The sequence below is a fragment of the Sandaracinobacteroides sp. genome (genome assembly GCF_057137845.1).
On sequence record NZ_DBNHFX010000013.1, the window covers coordinates 15,613 to 32,754 of the forward strand.

Consider the following 17,142-nt stretch of genomic DNA (forward strand, 5'->3'; position numbering starts at 1 on the left):
CGTCCGGGGGAGGGCCCGGACATTCCGTAAATTACGGCGACTTTCGGCGGAACTCTTTATCGGTTCCTTGGGCCAGCCCCGGCGGGTCGGAAGCGACCGGGGCCATCACCTTGGTGTGTTTGTTTTGTACCCTCGTGCCAGAAAGGGCAACGTCGGATGATTGATATGTGATCAGTTGATATGTTGATAGAAAGACCTAAGCAGTTCAGATCAAACCGGAACCCGCGAAGCTGACCGCGCCTGATCGGGCAATAATGATGTGATCCAGCAGCTTTACATCAATCGCAGAGAGGGCCTGGGCCACTCTTTTGGTAATCGCGACATCCTCTTTCGATGGTGTTGGATCGCCCGATGGATGGTTGTGGGCGATCACCACAGCCGCCGATGAAAGCTCGAGGGCGCGCCTGGCAATCTCGCGCGGGTGGAAGTGCGCCTTGTGCAGGGTGCCCGTTGCAAGCACCTCGATTCGTTGCAGGCGGCGCCCGGCGTCCAGATAGCAGGCACGCACCTGTTCGACGCTAAGCCAGGCCATCTCTCCGTGCAGAATTTCCGTCAGATCGGCGGCGGAACGAACCGGCTGGCGATCGTCCGTCCGGCGCTCGAGGATCGTAGAGAGTGCTTCCCGAATCAGGCCCAGGATCGCGATGCCGTTCGAATCTGCCCCCAGTTGGCGCAGCCGCTCGTCGCTCGCCGTCAGGATCGAACCCAGAGAGCCGTGCTCGGCCATAAGCCTGTCAGCAAGGCGTGGTGTCGACTGCCCGGCGGCCAGAAGCCGCATCAGCAGCCAGCGATCCCGCGGTGCCGGCGGGGCGATTCCGGGCGGGCTTGGGTTTCCCCACGGCCCGACCGTTACCTGTGCGGCGGCATTAGCCATGGCCATGGTTCATTCGCGATTCGAAGTGGGTGCCGATGGCAAGGGTAAGCAGGACCGGATAGGACCAGATCGCCAGTGCCTCTGCATAGGTGGCTGCAACCATGTGCGGCATCTCTGCGGCGACCAGATGCACCGCAACCGCACAGAGCTGAAAACCTGCCGCCCACATCGGCCAGAACGACCGCGACTTCATCGCCAGCGCCGCCAGCGCGACGAACAAGGCAAAATCCACAAGAATGATGCCCAGTTCCGGCCCGGCCCAGCGGTGAATCATCGCCACCGGGGAAAGGATCGCTGCGGCCGCAAGTGCGATCGCGCCGACCCTTTCATCCCGTCCGCCATACATTACTGCGTAGCTGCACGCTGCCAGCATGCAGCCGAGGAATATCAGGAAGGCTGTGCTCATGGTCTACCCTCGTGCCATTCTGGGGCTTTTTCTTGTTTTTCGGGTGCTCATTTGTCCAGCCTCTCCTGGAACCAATGATCGCCTTGCTTCAGGCGGCGGTCGCCGTATGCACGACGGTGAGGCCAGCGAGCGCCGGATAATCGGGCTTGCGCGGATCGCTGCCGAAGCCGACGGGGGTCAGGCCAAACTGGTCGCGGACAACGGCCAGCGCATCGTGCGCCTTGACCATCGCTTCACGCGCTTCACTGAGAGCCGTCATCGCTGCAATCGCCTGTGCCAGCGCGTCCTGTCCCACACATGCGGCAAACTTCGCTTCCTGACGGGCAGCCGGCATTTCTGCAACGAAACGGGCGACTTGCGACAGTGCTGCGTCGATCGCATCTTCCGAAGCATAGAGCGAGCGGGTGACCTTGAGGGCGACTTCCTTGCGGTGCTTGGACATAACGGCTCTCCTTCTGCCGTCGCGTCGCGTCGGCAGCGTGAAATCGGGGGGATTTTTTCGGGGGGTTGTCAGGAACGAATCAGAACGAGCGCCTGGATTCCCGACAGAAACATTCCAAATGCCAGCATCGCCAAAATCATCACGACCAGGATGCCGACCATTCGTTGCGAGGAGGTCAGGTCATTGGCGCCTCCCCACAGCCGGAGGGATGATTTCGCCTGCGGCAGCTCCCCAGCCGGGCCGATGGCCCAGGCTGCGCTGTCCGAGACATGGTCTGCAAGCGGCGCGACATGCGCGCCGACTGGCTGCCATTGCGGAGCAGCCGATGCCGCAAGCGCCACTGGTTCTGGCGCTGGGGCATGGATTGCAGGTTCCGGCTGGTGGCCGGCCTGCAGTTGCCCGAAATGTGCGGCGTCGTTTTCATGAGCCTGTTGTGGCCCCATGTCACGATCGTTCACAATCTGCGGCGATTGATATGCGAACGGATGATAGGTCTGCGGCTGCGTTTGTGCCTGCGCCTGTGCGGCAGCCCGATAGATGATCGCTGCTTCGCGACGGCTGCTGACACCAAGCGTCTGGATCGCCCCGCGCAGGCGTGCATCGACCGTATGGCGGGATATCCCGAGCTGGCGGGCGATTTCCTTGGAGGTTGCATGATCATCAACGAGATCAAGGCATTCGCGCTGACCGGCGGTCAGCCGGGCCACGCGCGCAGCAAGATCTACGTCAGACATATCACCCGAACCCACGTTCGCACCCTTTCGGCATTCACCCATTCGGCTGCCTCGCTTCTGGCAGCCCGCTACCTTGGAATACGCACGGTCAAATACAACACGCTCCGATACAATCAACGATTGACGCAGACTGCGGGCGCGCCACGTTAACCTTTCACGGCCACCCGAGTCGAGTCGTTACAACAGCAAAGCAGAGACTGCGGCCGCAAGTCGCAGAGATTGTTTACACATGCTGCAGGCGCCACATTCACACGATCCTTGAACCTGTGCGGAAAACAGCAGCGCAAGCCGCCCGCGCCCGATTCCGTGGAACGACAGAGGCGTCAGAGATCCTTCTCGAAAATCCGATAGGTCTTGGTCACATGGGCGTCGATCGCTTGCGCAATCGAAATCATCGGGCCGTTGTCTTCCAGAATCCAGCCGATCTCGGCGAATTTCGCACCGTGGCGGGCGATCGCAGTCCGCCGCGCCTGCTCGATCATCATGAACGCCAGCATGGAGGCGGTCCGCGTCGCCTGAAGCTTCTGCCTGACGCCCATCAGCGGCACGCGGAACCACTCGGACTGCGGGTTGCGCAGCCGCCACAACAGTTTCGCCCAGCCGAACGGCAACAGCCGCCCATCCAGATCGCGGGTCAGTTCGTTGAGATCGGGGATTGATATGATGAATGCGACCGGCTCGCCTTCATATTCGGCGATCAGCACCTGATGCGGCAGCACGATCGGCTTCAGCTTCTTGCCGACATGCGCAACTTCCTCAGGTGTCAGCGGCACAAAGCCCCAGTTGTCCTCCCACGCTTCGTTCAGAATGCCGAGGATGATTCGCGCTTCGTCGTCAAAGCGGTCGAGATCGACCTGGCGGATGCGAATCCTGCTGTTGCGCTCTCCGGCGGCGACGATTCGATTTACGATTTCCGGGAATCCGTGCTCGACGCCGACCGACCAGGCGAACAGGTCTTTCACGCCACCGTAGCCGGCGGCCGAAATATGCTTTTGATAATAGGGAAGATGGTGCCCCATCATCACCTTGGGCGGCGTATCGAATCCATCGACCAGCAGGCCCGGTTCATCCCAGACCGAAATGCTGATCGGCCCTTGCGCACTGGTCATGCCCTGTGCGCGCAGCCACTCCTCGGCTGCGGCGATCAGGGCCGAAGCAACCTCGGCATCGTCGATACACTCGAACAGGCCCCATTGCCCGAGGCCCAGCCTGCGTTCCTGCACAAGTTCACACACCTGCGCCGAAATGCGGCCGACAACCCGACCGTTCAGATGGGCCAGAAACAATTGCGCCCTGCCGTGCAGGAACCACGGGTTCCGCCGCGCGCCGCCGATCAGCGCATGCACGTCATATTTCAGAGGCGCGCGCCAGTTGGGATCGTTCGCATAGAGATCCCAGACGAGATCGACAAAGCGGCGACGGTCGGCAGCCGAAGCTACCGGCGTGATCGTGACGCCCACGGTCAGGCAGCACCCTGCCCGGAACCATCCTCAGGAGAATTCTCGCGGTAGCGCGGATGCCCCTTGGCGACGCCGCCCGAAAGTTCCGACACCCACGGATAGCGAACGGCCACTTCGTCGGTATAGCCGAGGTTGAACACGGTCGGCGACTTTGCGGGGCGTTCCTCGCGGGCGTAGTAGGTGCCCAGCAGGCGATCCGGCCAGAAGCTCGTGATCCCGAAATTGCCTTTCTCGTCGTGGAAGTGGTGTTCCATGTGGCGCTTTTTCATGTGCGCAAGCCAGCGGTTCTTCGGCTTGTACGACAGATGCTGGATGCAGTGCGCGAATTCGTAAAACGCGGTCAGCAGCAGGCCCGTCGCGAAGCAGATCGCCGCAGCGCCGGTTCCACCGATCAGCCAGCCGACAGGAAGCGTGGCGACGGCAATGGTCGGCACAGTTGTATAGAGCGCGCCGAACAGCACCTCCAGATGGTTCGGATCCTGATGGTGATCGTAATGGATGCGCTTCCAGGTGCGCGCCGTCAGCGGCGACTTGTACATCCATTGGCTGTGCAGCACCCACCGGTGCAGGAAGTACCAGACCATCGGATAGATGATCGTCGCCGCAGCCCACGCAAGCACGCCTTGCAGCAGCGTCGGCGGATAAAGAACGGCGACAACGATGCTGATTGCCGACAGCAGCAGATACGCCTGGATGGCATAATACTGAAAATAGGCGACAAAAAGTTCCCGCAGCGACATGCGGTCCAGAAAATGATTGCGATTCCAGATACCTGGACGCTTCTCGTGGTCGGCGAACACGCACTTCTCCAATGTCAGGTCGGCGCCAGATAGCCGCCAATCAAGGCAACATTACGGACATTGCATCAACGGCCCGGCGCGACGGCCGGCCTGCGGCTATTCCTCGGTCCGGAACAGCACACTTTCACCGACCAGAAAGAACAGCAGGAACGGCGCCCAGGCGGCCGCCCATGGCGGATAGGTGCCGAAATCGGCCATCGCCATTGCAAAATTGTCGGCGACGAAAAACGCGAAGCCAAGCGCCAGGCCGGCAACGGCGCGCACGAACAGCTTGCCCGAACGGGCAAGGCCGAAAGCGGCAACCGATCCCAGAAGCGGCATCAGCGCCGCCGACAGCGGCCCGGAAAACCGGTGATGCAACGTGGCGACAAGCTGGTCGGTCGGCTTGCCCGCCGCGTTAAGATCACGGATCGCCGGCACCAGTTCCCGTATCGACAGATGATCGGCGTTGACAGGCCGCACGGTGAACTGCTGCGGTTGCGCTGTGGATATCAGCGGCAGCACTGCCGTCGTCGTCAGGCGGCCTGAAGCCACGTCGAACCTGCGCGCCATGCTCAGGTCCCAGCCATGCGGCGCAGGTGTTGCTTCTTCGGCACGGACAATTTCGATCAGCTGGTCGTGTTCGCGGTCATAGACGGTCACGTCGTGGAGGATGACCTTGTCGCCCTCCCCCTCGACCGAATCCACATGCCAGAGATCGTTTCCGGCACGGACCCACACGTCCACCAGCGTGTGCCTGCCCGGCGGCAGCGGATGGTATTCGGCGGCCTTCCAGCGATCATACTCGGCCTTGGCGCGCACCAGAAACCGCTCGTTGAAGGCGAAATTCGCGGCGGCAATCGCAAGGCCCGCCACCACCAGAGGCGCAAGAATCTGGTGCGCGCTGATTCCGGCCGCCTTGAAGATGGTGATTTCGCTGTTCTGATTGAGTGTCATGAAGGTCAGCAGCGTCGCCAGCAGCACCGAAAACGGCAGGAACAGCGATATGATCTGCGGCAGCCGGATCGACACATATTTCCAAAGCTCGGCCTCTCCGTTGCCGGGGACGGCAAGAATGCGCGCCGATTCGCCCAGCAGATCCAGCGTCATCAGGATCAGCGCAAGCCCGGTCATGAACGCAACCGTGCGCACCAGAAACATCCGCGCCGTGTACAGCGCCAGCGTTTTCGAAGGGAACATCCGCTTCAGCATCAGCGATCGGCCACCGCCGGCTCGCCCTCGGGGACGAGGCCGATTTTTTCGGCAGGTTTGCGAAGTTTCGCGAACAGACCCGACAGCTTCTTCACCACGCGTTCCAGCCCGCCGATCGGTTGCCCGCCCGGCCGGTGCGCAAGCACATGATAGAACCAGAGGCACATGGCCGAAAACAGCAGGAACGGAACCCATTGCGCCAGCATCGGATCGACCCGGCCGATGCCGCCCATCCGTTCGCCATATTCCGACACCTTGTGATAGGTGACCAGAATAATGACCGACAGGAACACCCCTGTCGCCGATGTCGATCGCTTGGGCGGAACGGCCAGAGCCACCGCCAGAAACGGCAGCACGAACATCACCACCCACTGCACCATCCGGCGGTGGAACGTCGCCGACGCCAGCATCCTGACTTCGGCGGACGCCTGATCATCGCGCATCATCCGCCAGAGTTCGGGCACCGTGCGTTCCATGTTCTCGGCGCCGCGCACGCGAAACCGTTCCATTGCCGGCAGCTTCACCGGCAGGTCATATTGCACGAAGGTCAAGACGCGCGGCACCGTGATACCGGGCGCGTCCTGCACCAATGTCCCGTTCTTCAACCTCAGGATGATGATGTCGGGGTCGTCGGTCATCAGGAACTGGCCGCGCGCCGCCGAAACGGCAGCCGAGCGTCCGTTCGCCTCGGCCGAGCGGACGAATACGCCGCGCAGGTCGGCGCCCTTGTCGAAGCTCTGCTCTACGCGAAGCGTCGTGCGCTCGGCGATGCGGGTGAACTCTCCGACCTTGATGCTCGCGCCAAGTGCGCCCGACCGCAGTTCGAACCGCAGCCCTTCGTAGGCATAGCGCGAATAGGGTTGCAGAAAGCCGACGATGCCGTAGTTCACCATAGCGAACAGGGCCGCCAGCATGAACGGCACCCTGAGCAGGCGGCCATAGCTGATCCCGACGGCCCGAAGCGCATCCAGTTCCGAGGAAAGCGCAAGCTGGCGGAAGCCAAGCAGCACACCCAAAGTCACGCCGATCGGTATGCCAAGCGAAAGATATTCGGGAATCAGATTGCCGAGCATCCGCCAGACCACCGACACCGGCCCGCCTTCGTTCACCACGAAATCGAACAGGTTCAGCATCTTTTCCAGCAGCAGCAACATGGCGGCCACCACCAGCGTGCCCAAAAGCGGCACGATGATCAGCCGGAACAGATAGCGGTCGATTGCCGTCAGCAGTGCCATTGTGCCCGCCTTAGCAGTCATGTCGCCCATAGGCCAAGGCGGCTTCCCGTTCCCGTCAGAATGTTCTAGCCCATGGCCATGCTTGCTACGGCAGTTTTTCTGGCAGCCACAGTGTTCGGCGTGCCACAGGCGTGCGCCCCCGGAAGTTCCGGAACTGCGGCTCTCGTCACCGTCACCGGATTCAAGGATCGGTCGGGCAATCTTCGCGTTGCCGTTTACCCCGCCACCGACGAGGATTTCCTCGAGCCGGGGCGCTATGTGCAACGCCTCGACACGCCGATGACAGCATCTGGCGACATGACGGTCTGCGCGCCGGTATCGTCGTCGGGGCGCTATATCGTGGTCGCGCTCCATGACCGCGACGCCAACGGCAAGATGAACCCGTTCAAGGACGGGGTCGGCCTGTCCAGAAATCCGAGGCTGGGGCTGTCGAAGCCCAAGATCGAAGTCGTGCAAGTCGACTTGAAGGGCGTGACGCCGATCGCGATCGAGCTTAACTACATGCGCGGATTGCAGCCACGGCCCTTGCGAGAGACGCGTAATCGCTGACGGCAAGGGTTTCGGCGCGGCGTTCCGGGTCGATCTCCAGTTGCTCCATCGCCGCTGCCGCGCCGCGCACCTGCTTCAGCGATTGCCGTAACATCTTGCGCCGCTGGCCGAATGCGGCAGCGGTAAGTTCCTCGACGATCGCCAGCTGGAACGGTTCGGCGGGCAGCTTCGGCACCAGATGCACGACTGCACTGTCGACACGCGGCGGCGGCGTGAAGGCGCGGGCGGGCACCTGCATCGCGATCCTGACATCGGCGCGCAACTGCGCCAGCACGGAAAGCCGCCCATAGGCCGCCGTGCCCGGTGTCGCCACAAGCCGCTGCGCGACTTCCTTCTGGAACATCAGCGTCGCCGAACGCCACCACGGCAGCCACCGGCTTTCGGTCAGCCAGCCGGTCAGCAGCAATGTGCCGATATTATAGGGAAGATTGGCGGCGATGTGGGCGCCCTCGCCCGCCAGGGCTGCCGCATCGACGGCCAGCGCATCGTCGGCGACGATCCGCAACCGCCCGCCGCTGGCGTCGCCCAGCCGCCCGAGGATCGGCAGCGCGCGCGAATCGCGTTCAACAGCAACGACTTCGGCACCAGCCTTCAACAACGCGCGGGTCAGCCCACCCGGTCCGGGGCCGACTTCGTAAACGCGGTCGCCGGGTTGCAGGCCGATCAGGCGGACGATCCGGTCGAGCAGGTTCATATCGAGCAGGAAGTTCTGCCCGAGGGATTTCGACGCCCGCAGCCCCGCTGCGGCGATTTCCTCGCGGAGCGGCGGCAGCGCCGAGATCGGATCCAGCGTCAATCTGCCTGTACAAGCTGGCGCGCGCGCGCGCACTGGCCGGCCAGAACGATCGCCGCGATCATCGCGCGCGGATTGGCTTCGCCTCGGCCGGCAATGCCGAACGCGGTGCCATGGTCTGGTGCGGTGCGCAAAACCGGCAGGCCCAGAGTCATGTTGACGCCGGTGTCGAAATACAGCGTCTTGATCGGGATCAGCGCCTGATCGTGATACATGCAGATCGCTGCATCATAGCTGGCGCGCGCTGCCTCGTGGAACATGGTGTCGGGCGAATGCGGGCCTGACACGTCGATCCCTTCGGCCCGCAACATCTCGATCGCGGGGGTGATGATGTCGATTTCCTCGCGCCCCATGTTACCGCCCTCGCCCGCGTGCGGGTTCAGGCCGGCCATCGCCAGTCGCGGGGCGGCGATGCCGAATTCGCGCTGAAGGCCACGGGCGATGGTGCGTGAACGCGAAACGATCAGATCGGTCGTCAGAATTTCAGTCACCCGCGCCAGCGGGCGGTGTATCGTCACTGGCACCGTCCGCAAATCCGGGCCGACCATCATCATGGCGACATTTTCAACAGCGATGCCGCAGCGTTCGGCCACGAACTCGGTCTGTCCGGGGTGGTTGAAGCCGATCGAATAAAGCTGCGCCTTGGCGACCGGGCCGGTAACCAGCCCCGATGCCGCCGACGACCGCGCGAGGCCGACACCGATTTCCAGCGAATCCAGCGCACAGCGCGCGCCTGCCGGGGTTGGCTGACCGGGCAGCACGTCGCCCGGTTCATCGACCTGAATCAACGGCAGCGCGGTTTCAAAGGCGGCCGCAGCGCCCGATGGGTGGGAAATCTGCGCGATCGGCCCATCCCAGACGGCCTCGATGCTGCGCCGGTCACCTATGGCAAAGAACGGCGGTAAACGGTGCGCGCTCCGGATGGCCCATGCCTTGGCGATCACTTCCGGGCCGATGCCAGCCGGATCGCCCAGCGGCACCGCAAGCGGAGCCAGCTGGACTGCAGCCTGATCGTCCTTCGAACCAGTCATTGGATCAGCGATAGTCGATCACCGCGTCGCGCCGCAGATCGCGCAGATAACGCCGCGCCGCGCTGTTGACGCGCTGGTCGTTCAGTTGGCCATAAACCTGATCGAAACTGGGCAGCGCCATCTGCGTCGGGGCGTCGTCGCGGCCGCACAGCACCAGCACGCGCAGCCCATCCTGCGCCGAGCCGAACGGCGGCGTCGCCGTGCCGACCGGCATCTGCCCAAGGATCTGCTGCAATTGCGGGGGCAGATCGCCCATGCGCAACTGGTCGTTGGCCACGACTTCGGCACCAAGTTCGCGGGCAACTTCCTCGGCCTTGCCGCAGCCACCCATGTTGCGTGTGCGTTCCTGGATGCTTGCCGCAAGCTTGCGCGCATCCGCTTCGGAAAGGTCTCCCTTCACCGGGATGGTCAGTTGCTTCAACGACAGCACCGCGTTCGCCGGGTCGGCCGACAATACCTGCCGCTTGTCCACCAGCGCGATGATCGCAACCCCGCCCGGCACCGCCACGGGATCGGAAACCGTGCCCCGACCCATCGACGTGACAAGCCCCTGTAGTGCAGGCGAAAGCTGTTCGGCGCGGACCCAGCCAAGATCGCCGCCGACACCGGCGGTCGAGGCTTCCGAGAACTGGCGCGCATAGGCGACGAAGCTGGCGCCGGCGCGCACCTGTTCCACGATACGGCGCGCGTCGGCCATCACCTTCGACTGAAGTTCCGGCGGGGCGGAAAGGAAGATTTCGCCGACACGGAACTCGTCCTTGCCTTTGGCTTCTTCCATCTTCTGGATGATCGAACGCACTTCGTCGTCGCCGACGTTGATGAACGGTTCCACGCGTTTGCGCAGCAGTCTGCTCCAGGCCATCTCGGCGCGGATCTGCTGCTTGATCGAATCCGGCGACGATCCGCCCTGCTTCAGATAGGCGTTGAACGCCTCGGGCGTCTGGCGGAAGTTCGTCGCGATACGTGCGAATGCCTGATCCACCTCGTTCTCGGGGATGCTGACATCGTGCTGCTTGGCTTCCTGAATTTCCAGCTTCTCGTCGATCAGGTTGCGAAGCACCTGCAACCTGAGGACATTGCGTTCGGAATCGGAAATCTGGCCGTTGTTCGCCATCAGCACCAGCCCGAGGCGGTGATCGACATCGGTGTCGGTGACGATATCGCCGTTGACGATTGCCGTCGCCTTGCGGACATTCGGATCAAAGGTGCCAAGCACCGTAATGTCCGGCAGGTCGAACGCGGCAGCAGGCGACTGGCCCGCAGACTGCGCAAACGCCGGTCCGCTGACGAACGACGGGCCTGTCACGATCAGCGCGAACAAGGCAGTGGCAGTCTGCGACCGCTTCAGAAATCCGGAATTCATGCCTGGCAAACTGTCCTGTCTGTCAACAAACGCGCCACCTGATAGACGAGCCATCACGCGCACGCCAGCACTCTTGCGCGGAGCGGCTGAACCTGTGCTGAAACGGTTGCCGTTCATCCAAGGTTGCGCAGCTTCAGCGTGAACAGGAAGCTGTTGCCCAGCCGGGCGTTGGGGTTATCGACATAGTTGCGCTTCCAGCCAAGGCCGAATTCGAAACACTCGTCGGTATAGACCACGCCCAGACGGTGCCGGATCGGCTGGAAGCCGTTGTTGTCTGTCAGTGGATCGTCGGCCCTGGAAGTCAGGTCGACGATCGTCGAGCCATAAACCGCCCAGTAGCGCCCGATCGCAACCCGCGCACCGACACGCAGTTCCTCGTGATCGGTCAGATCCTCCAGCACGATATTGCGGTTGAACCGCATATAGCCAAGCGACAGATAGGTCTGGCGGCTGCCGAACGCGATGTCGGTTTCGTTGCGGCGGATCGCCAGATTGTTCCTGTCGAGGCGAAGCCGCTGCGTCACCTCAAGATAGCGGCCAACCCGCAGCGACGCGCGGCCGACGAAATCGGAAAGGCTGCCCGAAAGCCCGGTACCCTCGGGGAACAGGTCGGCACGGCCATCCAGCCGATAGCTCTGCCCGGCCTGCGCTTCGATCGCGATCCCCGGCCCCGACCATCGCCATTCGGCGCCATAGGTAATACGCGCCCCACCCTCCCACCGGTCATGGCCGGGAAAACGGTTCAGCGCGAAAAGGTTGGAATCCTCGAGGTCGATCGCGCGCGAATCCTCGTTCGGGATGCCGACGTTGGCGGTTGCCGTCGAGGCGACGAACTGCACGCGCGGGGTGATCGTCTGGGTACCGCCGAACAACGGCCCGGCGAACGGCCATTCGACATCGATCGCAGCCAGCGGGATGGCGCGGGCACGCCATCCGTCGCGGCCCGCATATACCGGCTCATCGGCGAGCGCATTGTTGCGGCTGTTATAGATGTCGGCGCGCATCAGGGCAGTCAGCGTCACTCGCTGGCCCATCGATGTCAGGAACCCGCGCTCCCACTGGACCGACGCCAGCGCCCGCGCCATCGACTGCCCTTCACGCCGATAGAGCGCCAGACTGTTGGCCTGCACCATGAGTTGCCCGCCCAGCATCGGCTCGGGCAACCGCCACATGAAGTCCACCAGCGGCAGTGCAACCGGCACCCTGCTGGCGCTGATGCCTTGCGTCAGGTTCTGAAAATACCAGCCGCGCACCGAAAAATAGCGATTGCCCGTTTCCGCCCCGGATTCGAACCGTTCGAGCACGTAAGTGCTGCGCAACCGGGTATCGAGACTTACCTGGTAGCGGCCGAGGAAGTTATCGTCGTTCGTCAATCGCGTCGAAAAGGTTGAACGCCAGCCATCGCCATGGTTGATCTGGCCATTGCCGTCGATCGCGCCACGCAGCCGCGCCGGCGTTTCCAATATGGCGCCGGTCGCCGGGTCTTCGAAGCGGCCGCGCGCATAGGTAACCAGACCGCCGATCTGCACCGGCCCACCTGCGAACAACTGCCGATAATTGACGCCCAGCACCGGCACGGCGTTGGTGAACAGATTGGCCGAAACCGCAAGATCACGGTCGGGCGCGATCGACCACAACCATGGAATACGCACCGCAACGCCTAGCTCGCGCGAAAGGCCGAACTCGGGCTGAAGGAGACCTGTCTGGCTGTGGTCGAAATTGTCGGGGTGGGAAAGGCGGGGCAATGCCGCGACCGGCACGCCGAAAAATTCGAGCCGGGCGCCGGTATAGGATACCCGCCCGCGCCTCGGATCATGGACGACCTTCACCGCCTTGATCTGCCACAGCGGTTCCTGCGGGCACCCCTTGCGATCGACGACATCGCATGGCGAATAGGCCGCACGGGAAAGCGTCGTCACCTCGTTCACGCGAACGCCCGATCGGGCGGCAAGACGGCTGCCATCCGACAGGATCAGCAGGATGTTGCTGACTGCGCCATCTTTCAGCGATTCCGTCAGCTCGAATGCATCGGCGACCGCGCGCGATCCGGTCCCGTCGTCGAGCAGGACATTGCCGCTTGCCGTTACGGCGCCGGTTTCGCGGTTGTAGGTAACGGTGTCGGCGGTCAAGGTCTGGTTGTCGCGGCGGACAAGGACGTTCCCCGTCGCCGTGATCAGTTGCATGTCCTCGTCATAGCCAAGCTGATCGGCCGAAAACTCGATCATCGGCTGCGGCTCGGCGGGCGCCGCCGATGGCGGCCCCGGTTCCTGAGCGCTGGCCGCCGTCGCCGCCAGCGCAGCGAGGCAGACAGCGGACAATGCCGCGATACGAGGAGGTGGTCTGCGTCGCATGGCCATCGGCGGCTTTAGGTTCCCTGCCGCCGGCGTTCAAGCGTTCGCGAACGATCGCCGCAGTGCCGTGCTGCGGAATCGGCGGTCAGAACGGGATGATCCGGCTGTCGCGCGAATATTTCAGATAGCCGATGTTCGCCCCCAGCCTCCATCCCGCGCCAAGCCGGATCGGCACCAGGATAATGTCGCCGCGCTGGTGGTAGTTCGCCGAAACGCCACCGATCAGATAGGCCTTGCCTTCGATCGCGGGGAAGCGCTGAAAGATGTCGTCGGTGTTGTGCAGATTATAGACCAGCACGAAACTGCGTGATGCATCGCCGCCGAGGTCAGGGCCGATCGACGGGCCGGTCCAGTAAACGGTGCGCTCGCCCTCGACCTTGGAGTGCAGCATGCCCTTGCCATACCGTAACCCCACTACGACTGCGCCGCCTCCTTCGCGGCCGACGATATAGGCGTTCGGCTTGCCAAGGTCGGCGAATATCTTCTCGACCACCTTGGCGACGCCTTCGGTCGCCTCTCCGAAGGCGCCGTCGGCGGCCTTCATGATTTCGCCCATCTCGTAGCCGGCGGCCTTGGCGTCGTTCTGGAGCGTGTCTTGCGCCAGCACCGGCGACGGCAGGGTTGCAGCAAGCGCAAGCGCGGCGAAAGCGGTTAGCCCAAAAGCGTATTTCATCCGATCATCCTTGGCATCGCCGATGAATCGCAGATGAATCGTGGCCGCGCAATCATTCCGCGACCACCGGATTGCGCAGCACCGGCATGCCGGACACCTCTACCTCGACGACATCGCCCGGCCGCAACCAAAGCTGTGGCTGCCGCTTTTCGCCTACCCCGCCGCAGGTGCCGGTGGCGATCACGTCGCCGGGTTGCAGTTCGGTGAAGGCCGACACATAGGCAATCAGCGTTTCGGCATCGTGCAGCATCAAGTCGACCGGGGTGTGCTGGACAGTCATCCCATTGACGCGGGTCGAGAGGGCATGGGCGCGGTAATCGCCGAACTTTTCAGCGGGCACCAGTTCCGGGCCGATGCTTCCCGATCGGTCGAAGTTCTTGCCGGGCGTGAACTGGCCGGTGTGGCGCTGCCAATCCCGCACCGAGCCATCGAGGAATGGCGTCCATCCGGCCACATGCGCCAGCGCCCGTTCGCGCGGGATGTGGCGGCCCGCCGTGCCGATCACCAGCGCCAGTTCGCCTTCATAATCCAGCCGTTCGGAATTGTTCGGCCTGACGATCCCCTCTCCGGCACGGACCAGCGACCGGGGTGTGCGCAGGAAAAGCATCGGGTGCGGGCCGGTTTCGCCACGCCCCATTTCCTCTCGGTGGGCAGCATAGTTCACGGCGGCGCAGAAGATCCGCGCATCCGGGGCTGGGAACCAGGCCATCGCGCAGCCTATTCCGCCGCGCCGACACCGCCCAGCAGGTCGGGGGTCTCGGCTTCGTCGTTGGCGACAGTCGGCGCACGGGCGGACTGCCGGCGGTCGAACATGTCCCAGACTTCGTTCCAGTTGCCGCGCGTCGCGGCCTTGGAATATTCGGTCGCGCGGGTTTCGAAGAAGTTCGCATGTTCGACGCCGTTCAGCAGCGGCTGAAGCCACGGCAGCGGGTGCTCGTCGATCAGATAGATCGGTTGCAGGCCAAGCTGCTTCAGCCGCCAGTCGGCGATGAAGCGGATGTATTTCTTGATTTCCAGCGCCGTCATGCCCGGAACCGGGCCCATCTCGAACGCCAGATCGATGAACGCATCCTCAAGGCGCACGGCCTTCTGGCAGATGTCGACGATATCGTCGCGCAGACTGCGGGTCAGACACCCGCGCTCGGCGCAGAAGGCGTGGAACAGGCGGATGATACCTTCGCAATGCAGGCTCTCGTCGCGCACCGACCAACTGATGATCTGGCCCATGCCCTTCATCTTGTTGAAGCGCGGGAAGTTCATCAGCATGGCAAAGCTGGCGAACAGTTGCAGCCCTTCGGTGAAACCGCCGAACATTGCCAGTGTGCGGGCGATGTCCTGGTCGGTATCCACGTTGAAACTGCCAAGATAATCATGCTTGTCGCGCATTTCCTTGTAGTTCAGGAATGCGGAATATTCACTTTCCGGCATGCCGATCGTATCAAGAAGGTGGCTGTAGGCTGCGATATGCACCGTTTCCATGTTGCTGAACGCCGTCAGCATCATCTTGATTTCGGTCGGCTTGAACACCCGGCCATATTTTTCGTGGTAGCAGTCCTGCACCTCGACGTCGGCCTGCGTGAAGAAGCGGAAAATCTGCGTCAGCAGGTTGCGCTCGTGCTCACCCAGTTTCTGCGCCCAGTCACGGCAGTCCTCGCCCAGCGGAACTTCCTCGGGCATCCAGTGGATCTGCTGCTGGCGTTTCCAGAACTCATAGGCCCACGGATATTCAAACGGCTTATAGACGCGGCTCGCTTCGAGAAGAGGCATGACGACTATCCCTGGAACTGAACGAACGGGTTTGCAACGACGAGCATCCGTCGGGATGCGGCGGGCCGCCCCTTGACGGCAATCCGGCGGCGGCGCCGCGACAGCCGCAGCAGCGTGGCAGACGACAGCACGGCATGGCCGCGACGGCGCACAGGGGGGGTGGCCGTCACTGACATGCCAGACACTCGTCATAGTCGCGCTGGACGACTTCGATCTGGCGGATGTCCGGCGTATTGTCTGCCTCCACTGCCCCGGCAAACCCGGCTCGCTGGACCGACTTCGAACGCAGGTAATAAAGGCTCTTGATGCCAAGTTCCCACGCGCGGAAATGCAGCATCAGCAAGTCCCATTTCTCGACGTCGGCTGGAATGAACAGATTGAGCGACTGCGCCTGATCTATATATGGTGTCCGGTCCCCGGCAAGTTCGAGCAGCCAGCGCTGGTCGATCTCGAAGGCGGTGCGGAACGTTGCCTTTTCCTCGGCGCCAAGAAATTCCAGATGCTGGACCGAGCCGCCCTGTTCAAGGATCGAGTTCCACACTGCTTCAGAATTCTTGGCCTTTTCTGTCAGCAGTTTTTCGAGGTGCGTGTTCTTCACCACGAAGCTGCCGGAAAGCGTCTTGTGGGTGTAGATATTGGCAGGGATCGGCTCGATGCAGGCCGAAGTTCCACCGCAGATGATGCTGATCGACGCAGTCGGGGCGATCGCCATCTTGCACGAGAATCGCTCCATCACGCCGCGCTCCTCGGCGTCGGGGCAAGCGCCCCGTTCGGCCGCCAGCAACATCGACGCCTCATCGACCCGCGCGCGGATATGGCGGAACATCTTCATGTTCCACGATTTTGCCGGGGCCGATTCAAAGGGAATGCCGCGCGCCTGATAAAAGCTGTGCAGGCCCATCACGCCAAGCCCGACCGACCGCTCACGCGCGGCGGCATAGCGGGCGCGCGCCATCTCGTCTGGCGCGCGGGCGATATAGTCTGACAATACATTGTCTAGGAAACGCATCACATCTTCGATGAAACGGGTGTCACGGTTCCACTCGTCCCATGTCTCCAGGTTGAGGGACGACAGGCAGCATACCGCCGTCCGATCCTTGCCAAGATGATCGACGCCCGTGGGCAGCGTGATTTCCGAGCAGAGGTTGGACGTCGTGACCTTCAGGCCCAGCTCTTGCTGATGGCGGGGCATGGTGCGGTTCACTTGGTCGATGAAGACGATATAGGGCTCGCCGGTTGCGAGCCGGGTTTCCACCAGCTTCTGGAACAGCGCCCGGGCATCGACTTCGCCGCGTTTTTCGCCCGACTTCGGCGAGCGAAGATCGAACGACGCCCCGGCGCGCACTGCCTCCATGAAGGCGTCGGTTACCAGCACGCCATGGTGCAGGTTCAGCGCCTTGCGGTTGAAGTCGCCCGAAGGTTTGCGGATTTCGAGGAACTCCTCGATCTCGGGGTGGGAAATATCCAGGTAGC

At 62.8% G+C, this 17,142-nt stretch carries 17 protein-coding genes; 1 reads left to right on the top strand and 16 read right to left on the bottom strand.

The features are described 5' to 3' along the window. Positions 1-205: 205 nt before the first annotated feature. From AC16JP_RS00455 to AC16JP_RS00490, 8 genes are all read right to left on the bottom strand, one after another. The gene (locus AC16JP_RS00455) at positions 206-874 is read right to left on the bottom strand and encodes a JAB domain-containing protein (RefSeq protein ID WP_484338628.1); all 669 of its coding nucleotides are present in this window, start codon (positions 872-874) and stop codon (positions 206-208) included. Continuing rightward, positions 867-1,280, bottom strand: coding sequence for a hypothetical protein (locus tag AC16JP_RS00460; protein WP_484338629.1), 414 nt, complete (start codon positions 1,278-1,280; stop codon positions 867-869). Before AC16JP_RS00460 ends, AC16JP_RS00455 begins: the two co-directional genes overlap by 8 nt. Before the next feature lie 88 nt (positions 1,281-1,368). Beyond that, positions 1,369-1,722 carry a hypothetical protein gene (locus tag AC16JP_RS00465; RefSeq protein WP_484338630.1) on the bottom strand — a complete coding sequence of 118 codons (354 nt, stop codon included), beginning with the start codon at positions 1,720-1,722 and terminating at the stop codon, positions 1,369-1,371. Between the two features lie 68 nt (positions 1,723-1,790). Beyond that, positions 1,791-2,429 (bottom strand): LuxR C-terminal-related transcriptional regulator, encoded by a 639-nt coding sequence (locus AC16JP_RS00470; RefSeq protein ID WP_484338631.1) that lies wholly within the window; start codon positions 2,427-2,429, stop codon positions 1,791-1,793. Between the two features lie 350 nt (positions 2,430-2,779). Next, positions 2,780-3,916 carry an N-acetyltransferase gene (locus AC16JP_RS00475; protein ID WP_484338632.1) on the bottom strand — a complete coding sequence of 379 codons (1,137 nt, stop codon included), beginning with the start codon at positions 3,914-3,916 and terminating at the stop codon, positions 2,780-2,782. 2 nt (positions 3,917-3,918) lie between these two features. Next, positions 3,919-4,656, bottom strand: a complete 738-nt coding sequence (locus tag AC16JP_RS00480) for a sterol desaturase family protein (protein WP_484338645.1) — start codon at positions 4,654-4,656, stop codon at positions 3,919-3,921. A 156-nt stretch (positions 4,657-4,812) separates the two neighbouring features. Next, positions 4,813-5,907: an LPS export ABC transporter permease LptG gene (gene lptG, locus AC16JP_RS00485; protein WP_484338633.1), complete on the bottom strand. Its 1,095-nt coding sequence runs from the start codon at positions 5,905-5,907 to the stop codon at positions 4,813-4,815. Beyond that, entirely contained in the window at positions 5,907-7,136 is a 1,230-nt protein-coding gene (locus AC16JP_RS00490; RefSeq protein WP_484338646.1) for an LptF/LptG family permease, read from the bottom strand. The genes lptG and AC16JP_RS00490 overlap by 1 nt, the downstream gene beginning before the upstream one ends. 78 nt (positions 7,137-7,214) lie before the next feature. Here AC16JP_RS00490 and AC16JP_RS00495 point away from each other — a divergent pair, with 78 nt between their 5' ends. Then, complete coding sequence (locus AC16JP_RS00495; protein WP_484338634.1) at positions 7,215-7,691, top strand: DUF2141 domain-containing protein; 477 nt, start codon at positions 7,215-7,217, stop codon at positions 7,689-7,691. Here AC16JP_RS00495 and rsmA read toward each other — a convergent pair. The 8 genes from rsmA to AC16JP_RS00535 form a co-directional block, all read right to left on the bottom strand. Then, a complete protein-coding gene (gene rsmA / locus AC16JP_RS00500) occupies positions 7,636-8,487 on the bottom strand; it encodes a 16S rRNA (adenine(1518)-N(6)/adenine(1519)-N(6))-dimethyltransferase RsmA (protein WP_484338635.1) in 852 nt (283 codons plus the stop codon). The genes AC16JP_RS00495 and rsmA overlap by 56 nt on opposite strands. After that, positions 8,484-9,515 carry a 4-hydroxythreonine-4-phosphate dehydrogenase PdxA gene (gene pdxA / locus AC16JP_RS00505; RefSeq protein ID WP_484338636.1) on the bottom strand — a complete coding sequence of 344 codons (1,032 nt, stop codon included), beginning with the start codon at positions 9,513-9,515 and terminating at the stop codon, positions 8,484-8,486. The genes rsmA and pdxA overlap by 4 nt, the downstream gene beginning before the upstream one ends. Positions 9,516-9,519: 4 nt before the next feature. After that, the gene (locus tag AC16JP_RS00510) at positions 9,520-10,878 is read right to left on the bottom strand and encodes a peptidylprolyl isomerase (protein WP_484338637.1); all 1,359 of its coding nucleotides are present in this window, start codon (positions 10,876-10,878) and stop codon (positions 9,520-9,522) included. A 113-nt stretch (positions 10,879-10,991) separates the two neighbouring features. After that, positions 10,992-13,229, bottom strand: a complete 2,238-nt coding sequence (locus AC16JP_RS00515; protein WP_484338638.1) for an LPS-assembly protein LptD — start codon at positions 13,227-13,229, stop codon at positions 10,992-10,994. Between the two features lie 85 nt (positions 13,230-13,314). After that, positions 13,315-13,902, bottom strand: coding sequence for a DUF1134 domain-containing protein (locus tag AC16JP_RS00520; protein WP_484338639.1), 588 nt, complete (start codon positions 13,900-13,902; stop codon positions 13,315-13,317). A 52-nt stretch (positions 13,903-13,954) separates the two neighbouring features. After that, complete coding sequence (locus tag AC16JP_RS00525) at positions 13,955-14,611, bottom strand: fumarylacetoacetate hydrolase family protein (protein WP_484338640.1); 657 nt, start codon at positions 14,609-14,611, stop codon at positions 13,955-13,957. Positions 14,612-14,619: 8 nt separating this feature from the next. Next, positions 14,620-15,669: a ribonucleotide-diphosphate reductase subunit beta gene (locus AC16JP_RS00530; protein WP_484338641.1), complete on the bottom strand. Its 1,050-nt coding sequence runs from the start codon at positions 15,667-15,669 to the stop codon at positions 14,620-14,622. Between the two features lie 166 nt (positions 15,670-15,835). Further along, positions 15,836-17,142: ribonucleoside-diphosphate reductase subunit alpha (locus AC16JP_RS00535; protein ID WP_484338642.1), on the bottom strand; the 1,307-nt coding region annotated here is incomplete at its 5' end.

What these genes read in the sequence shown, in the direction of transcription:
- AC16JP_RS00455 (WP_484338628.1), bottom strand. Translation starts at nt 874, where the DNA reads ATGGCTAATGCCGCCGCACAGGTAACGGTCGGGCCGTGGGGAAACCCA.
- AC16JP_RS00460 (WP_484338629.1), bottom strand. Translation starts at nt 1,280, where the DNA reads ATGAGCACAGCCTTCCTGATATTCCTCGGCTGCATGCTGGCAGCGTGC.
- AC16JP_RS00465 (WP_484338630.1), bottom strand. Translation starts at nt 1,722, where the DNA reads ATGTCCAAGCACCGCAAGGAAGTCGCCCTCAAGGTCACCCGCTCGCTC.
- AC16JP_RS00480 (WP_484338645.1), bottom strand. Translation starts at nt 4,656, where the DNA reads ATGTCGCTGCGGGAACTTTTTGTCGCCTATTTTCAGTATTATGCCATC.
- lptG (WP_484338633.1), bottom strand. Translation starts at nt 5,907, where the DNA reads ATGCTGAAGCGGATGTTCCCTTCGAAAACGCTGGCGCTGTACACGGCG.
- AC16JP_RS00495 (WP_484338634.1), top strand. Translation starts at nt 7,215, where the DNA reads ATGGCCATGCTTGCTACGGCAGTTTTTCTGGCAGCCACAGTGTTCGGC.
- pdxA (WP_484338636.1), bottom strand. Translation starts at nt 9,515, where the DNA reads ATGACTGGTTCGAAGGACGATCAGGCTGCAGTCCAGCTGGCTCCGCTT.
- AC16JP_RS00510 (WP_484338637.1), bottom strand. Translation starts at nt 10,878, where the DNA reads ATGAATTCCGGATTTCTGAAGCGGTCGCAGACTGCCACTGCCTTGTTC.
- AC16JP_RS00515 (WP_484338638.1), bottom strand. Translation starts at nt 13,229, where the DNA reads ATGCGACGCAGACCACCTCCTCGTATCGCGGCATTGTCCGCTGTCTGC.
- AC16JP_RS00520 (WP_484338639.1), bottom strand. Translation starts at nt 13,902, where the DNA reads ATGAAATACGCTTTTGGGCTAACCGCTTTCGCCGCGCTTGCGCTTGCT.
- AC16JP_RS00525 (WP_484338640.1), bottom strand. Translation starts at nt 14,611, where the DNA reads ATGGCCTGGTTCCCAGCCCCGGATGCGCGGATCTTCTGCGCCGCCGTG.
- AC16JP_RS00530 (WP_484338641.1), bottom strand. Translation starts at nt 15,669, where the DNA reads ATGCCTCTTCTCGAAGCGAGCCGCGTCTATAAGCCGTTTGAATATCCG.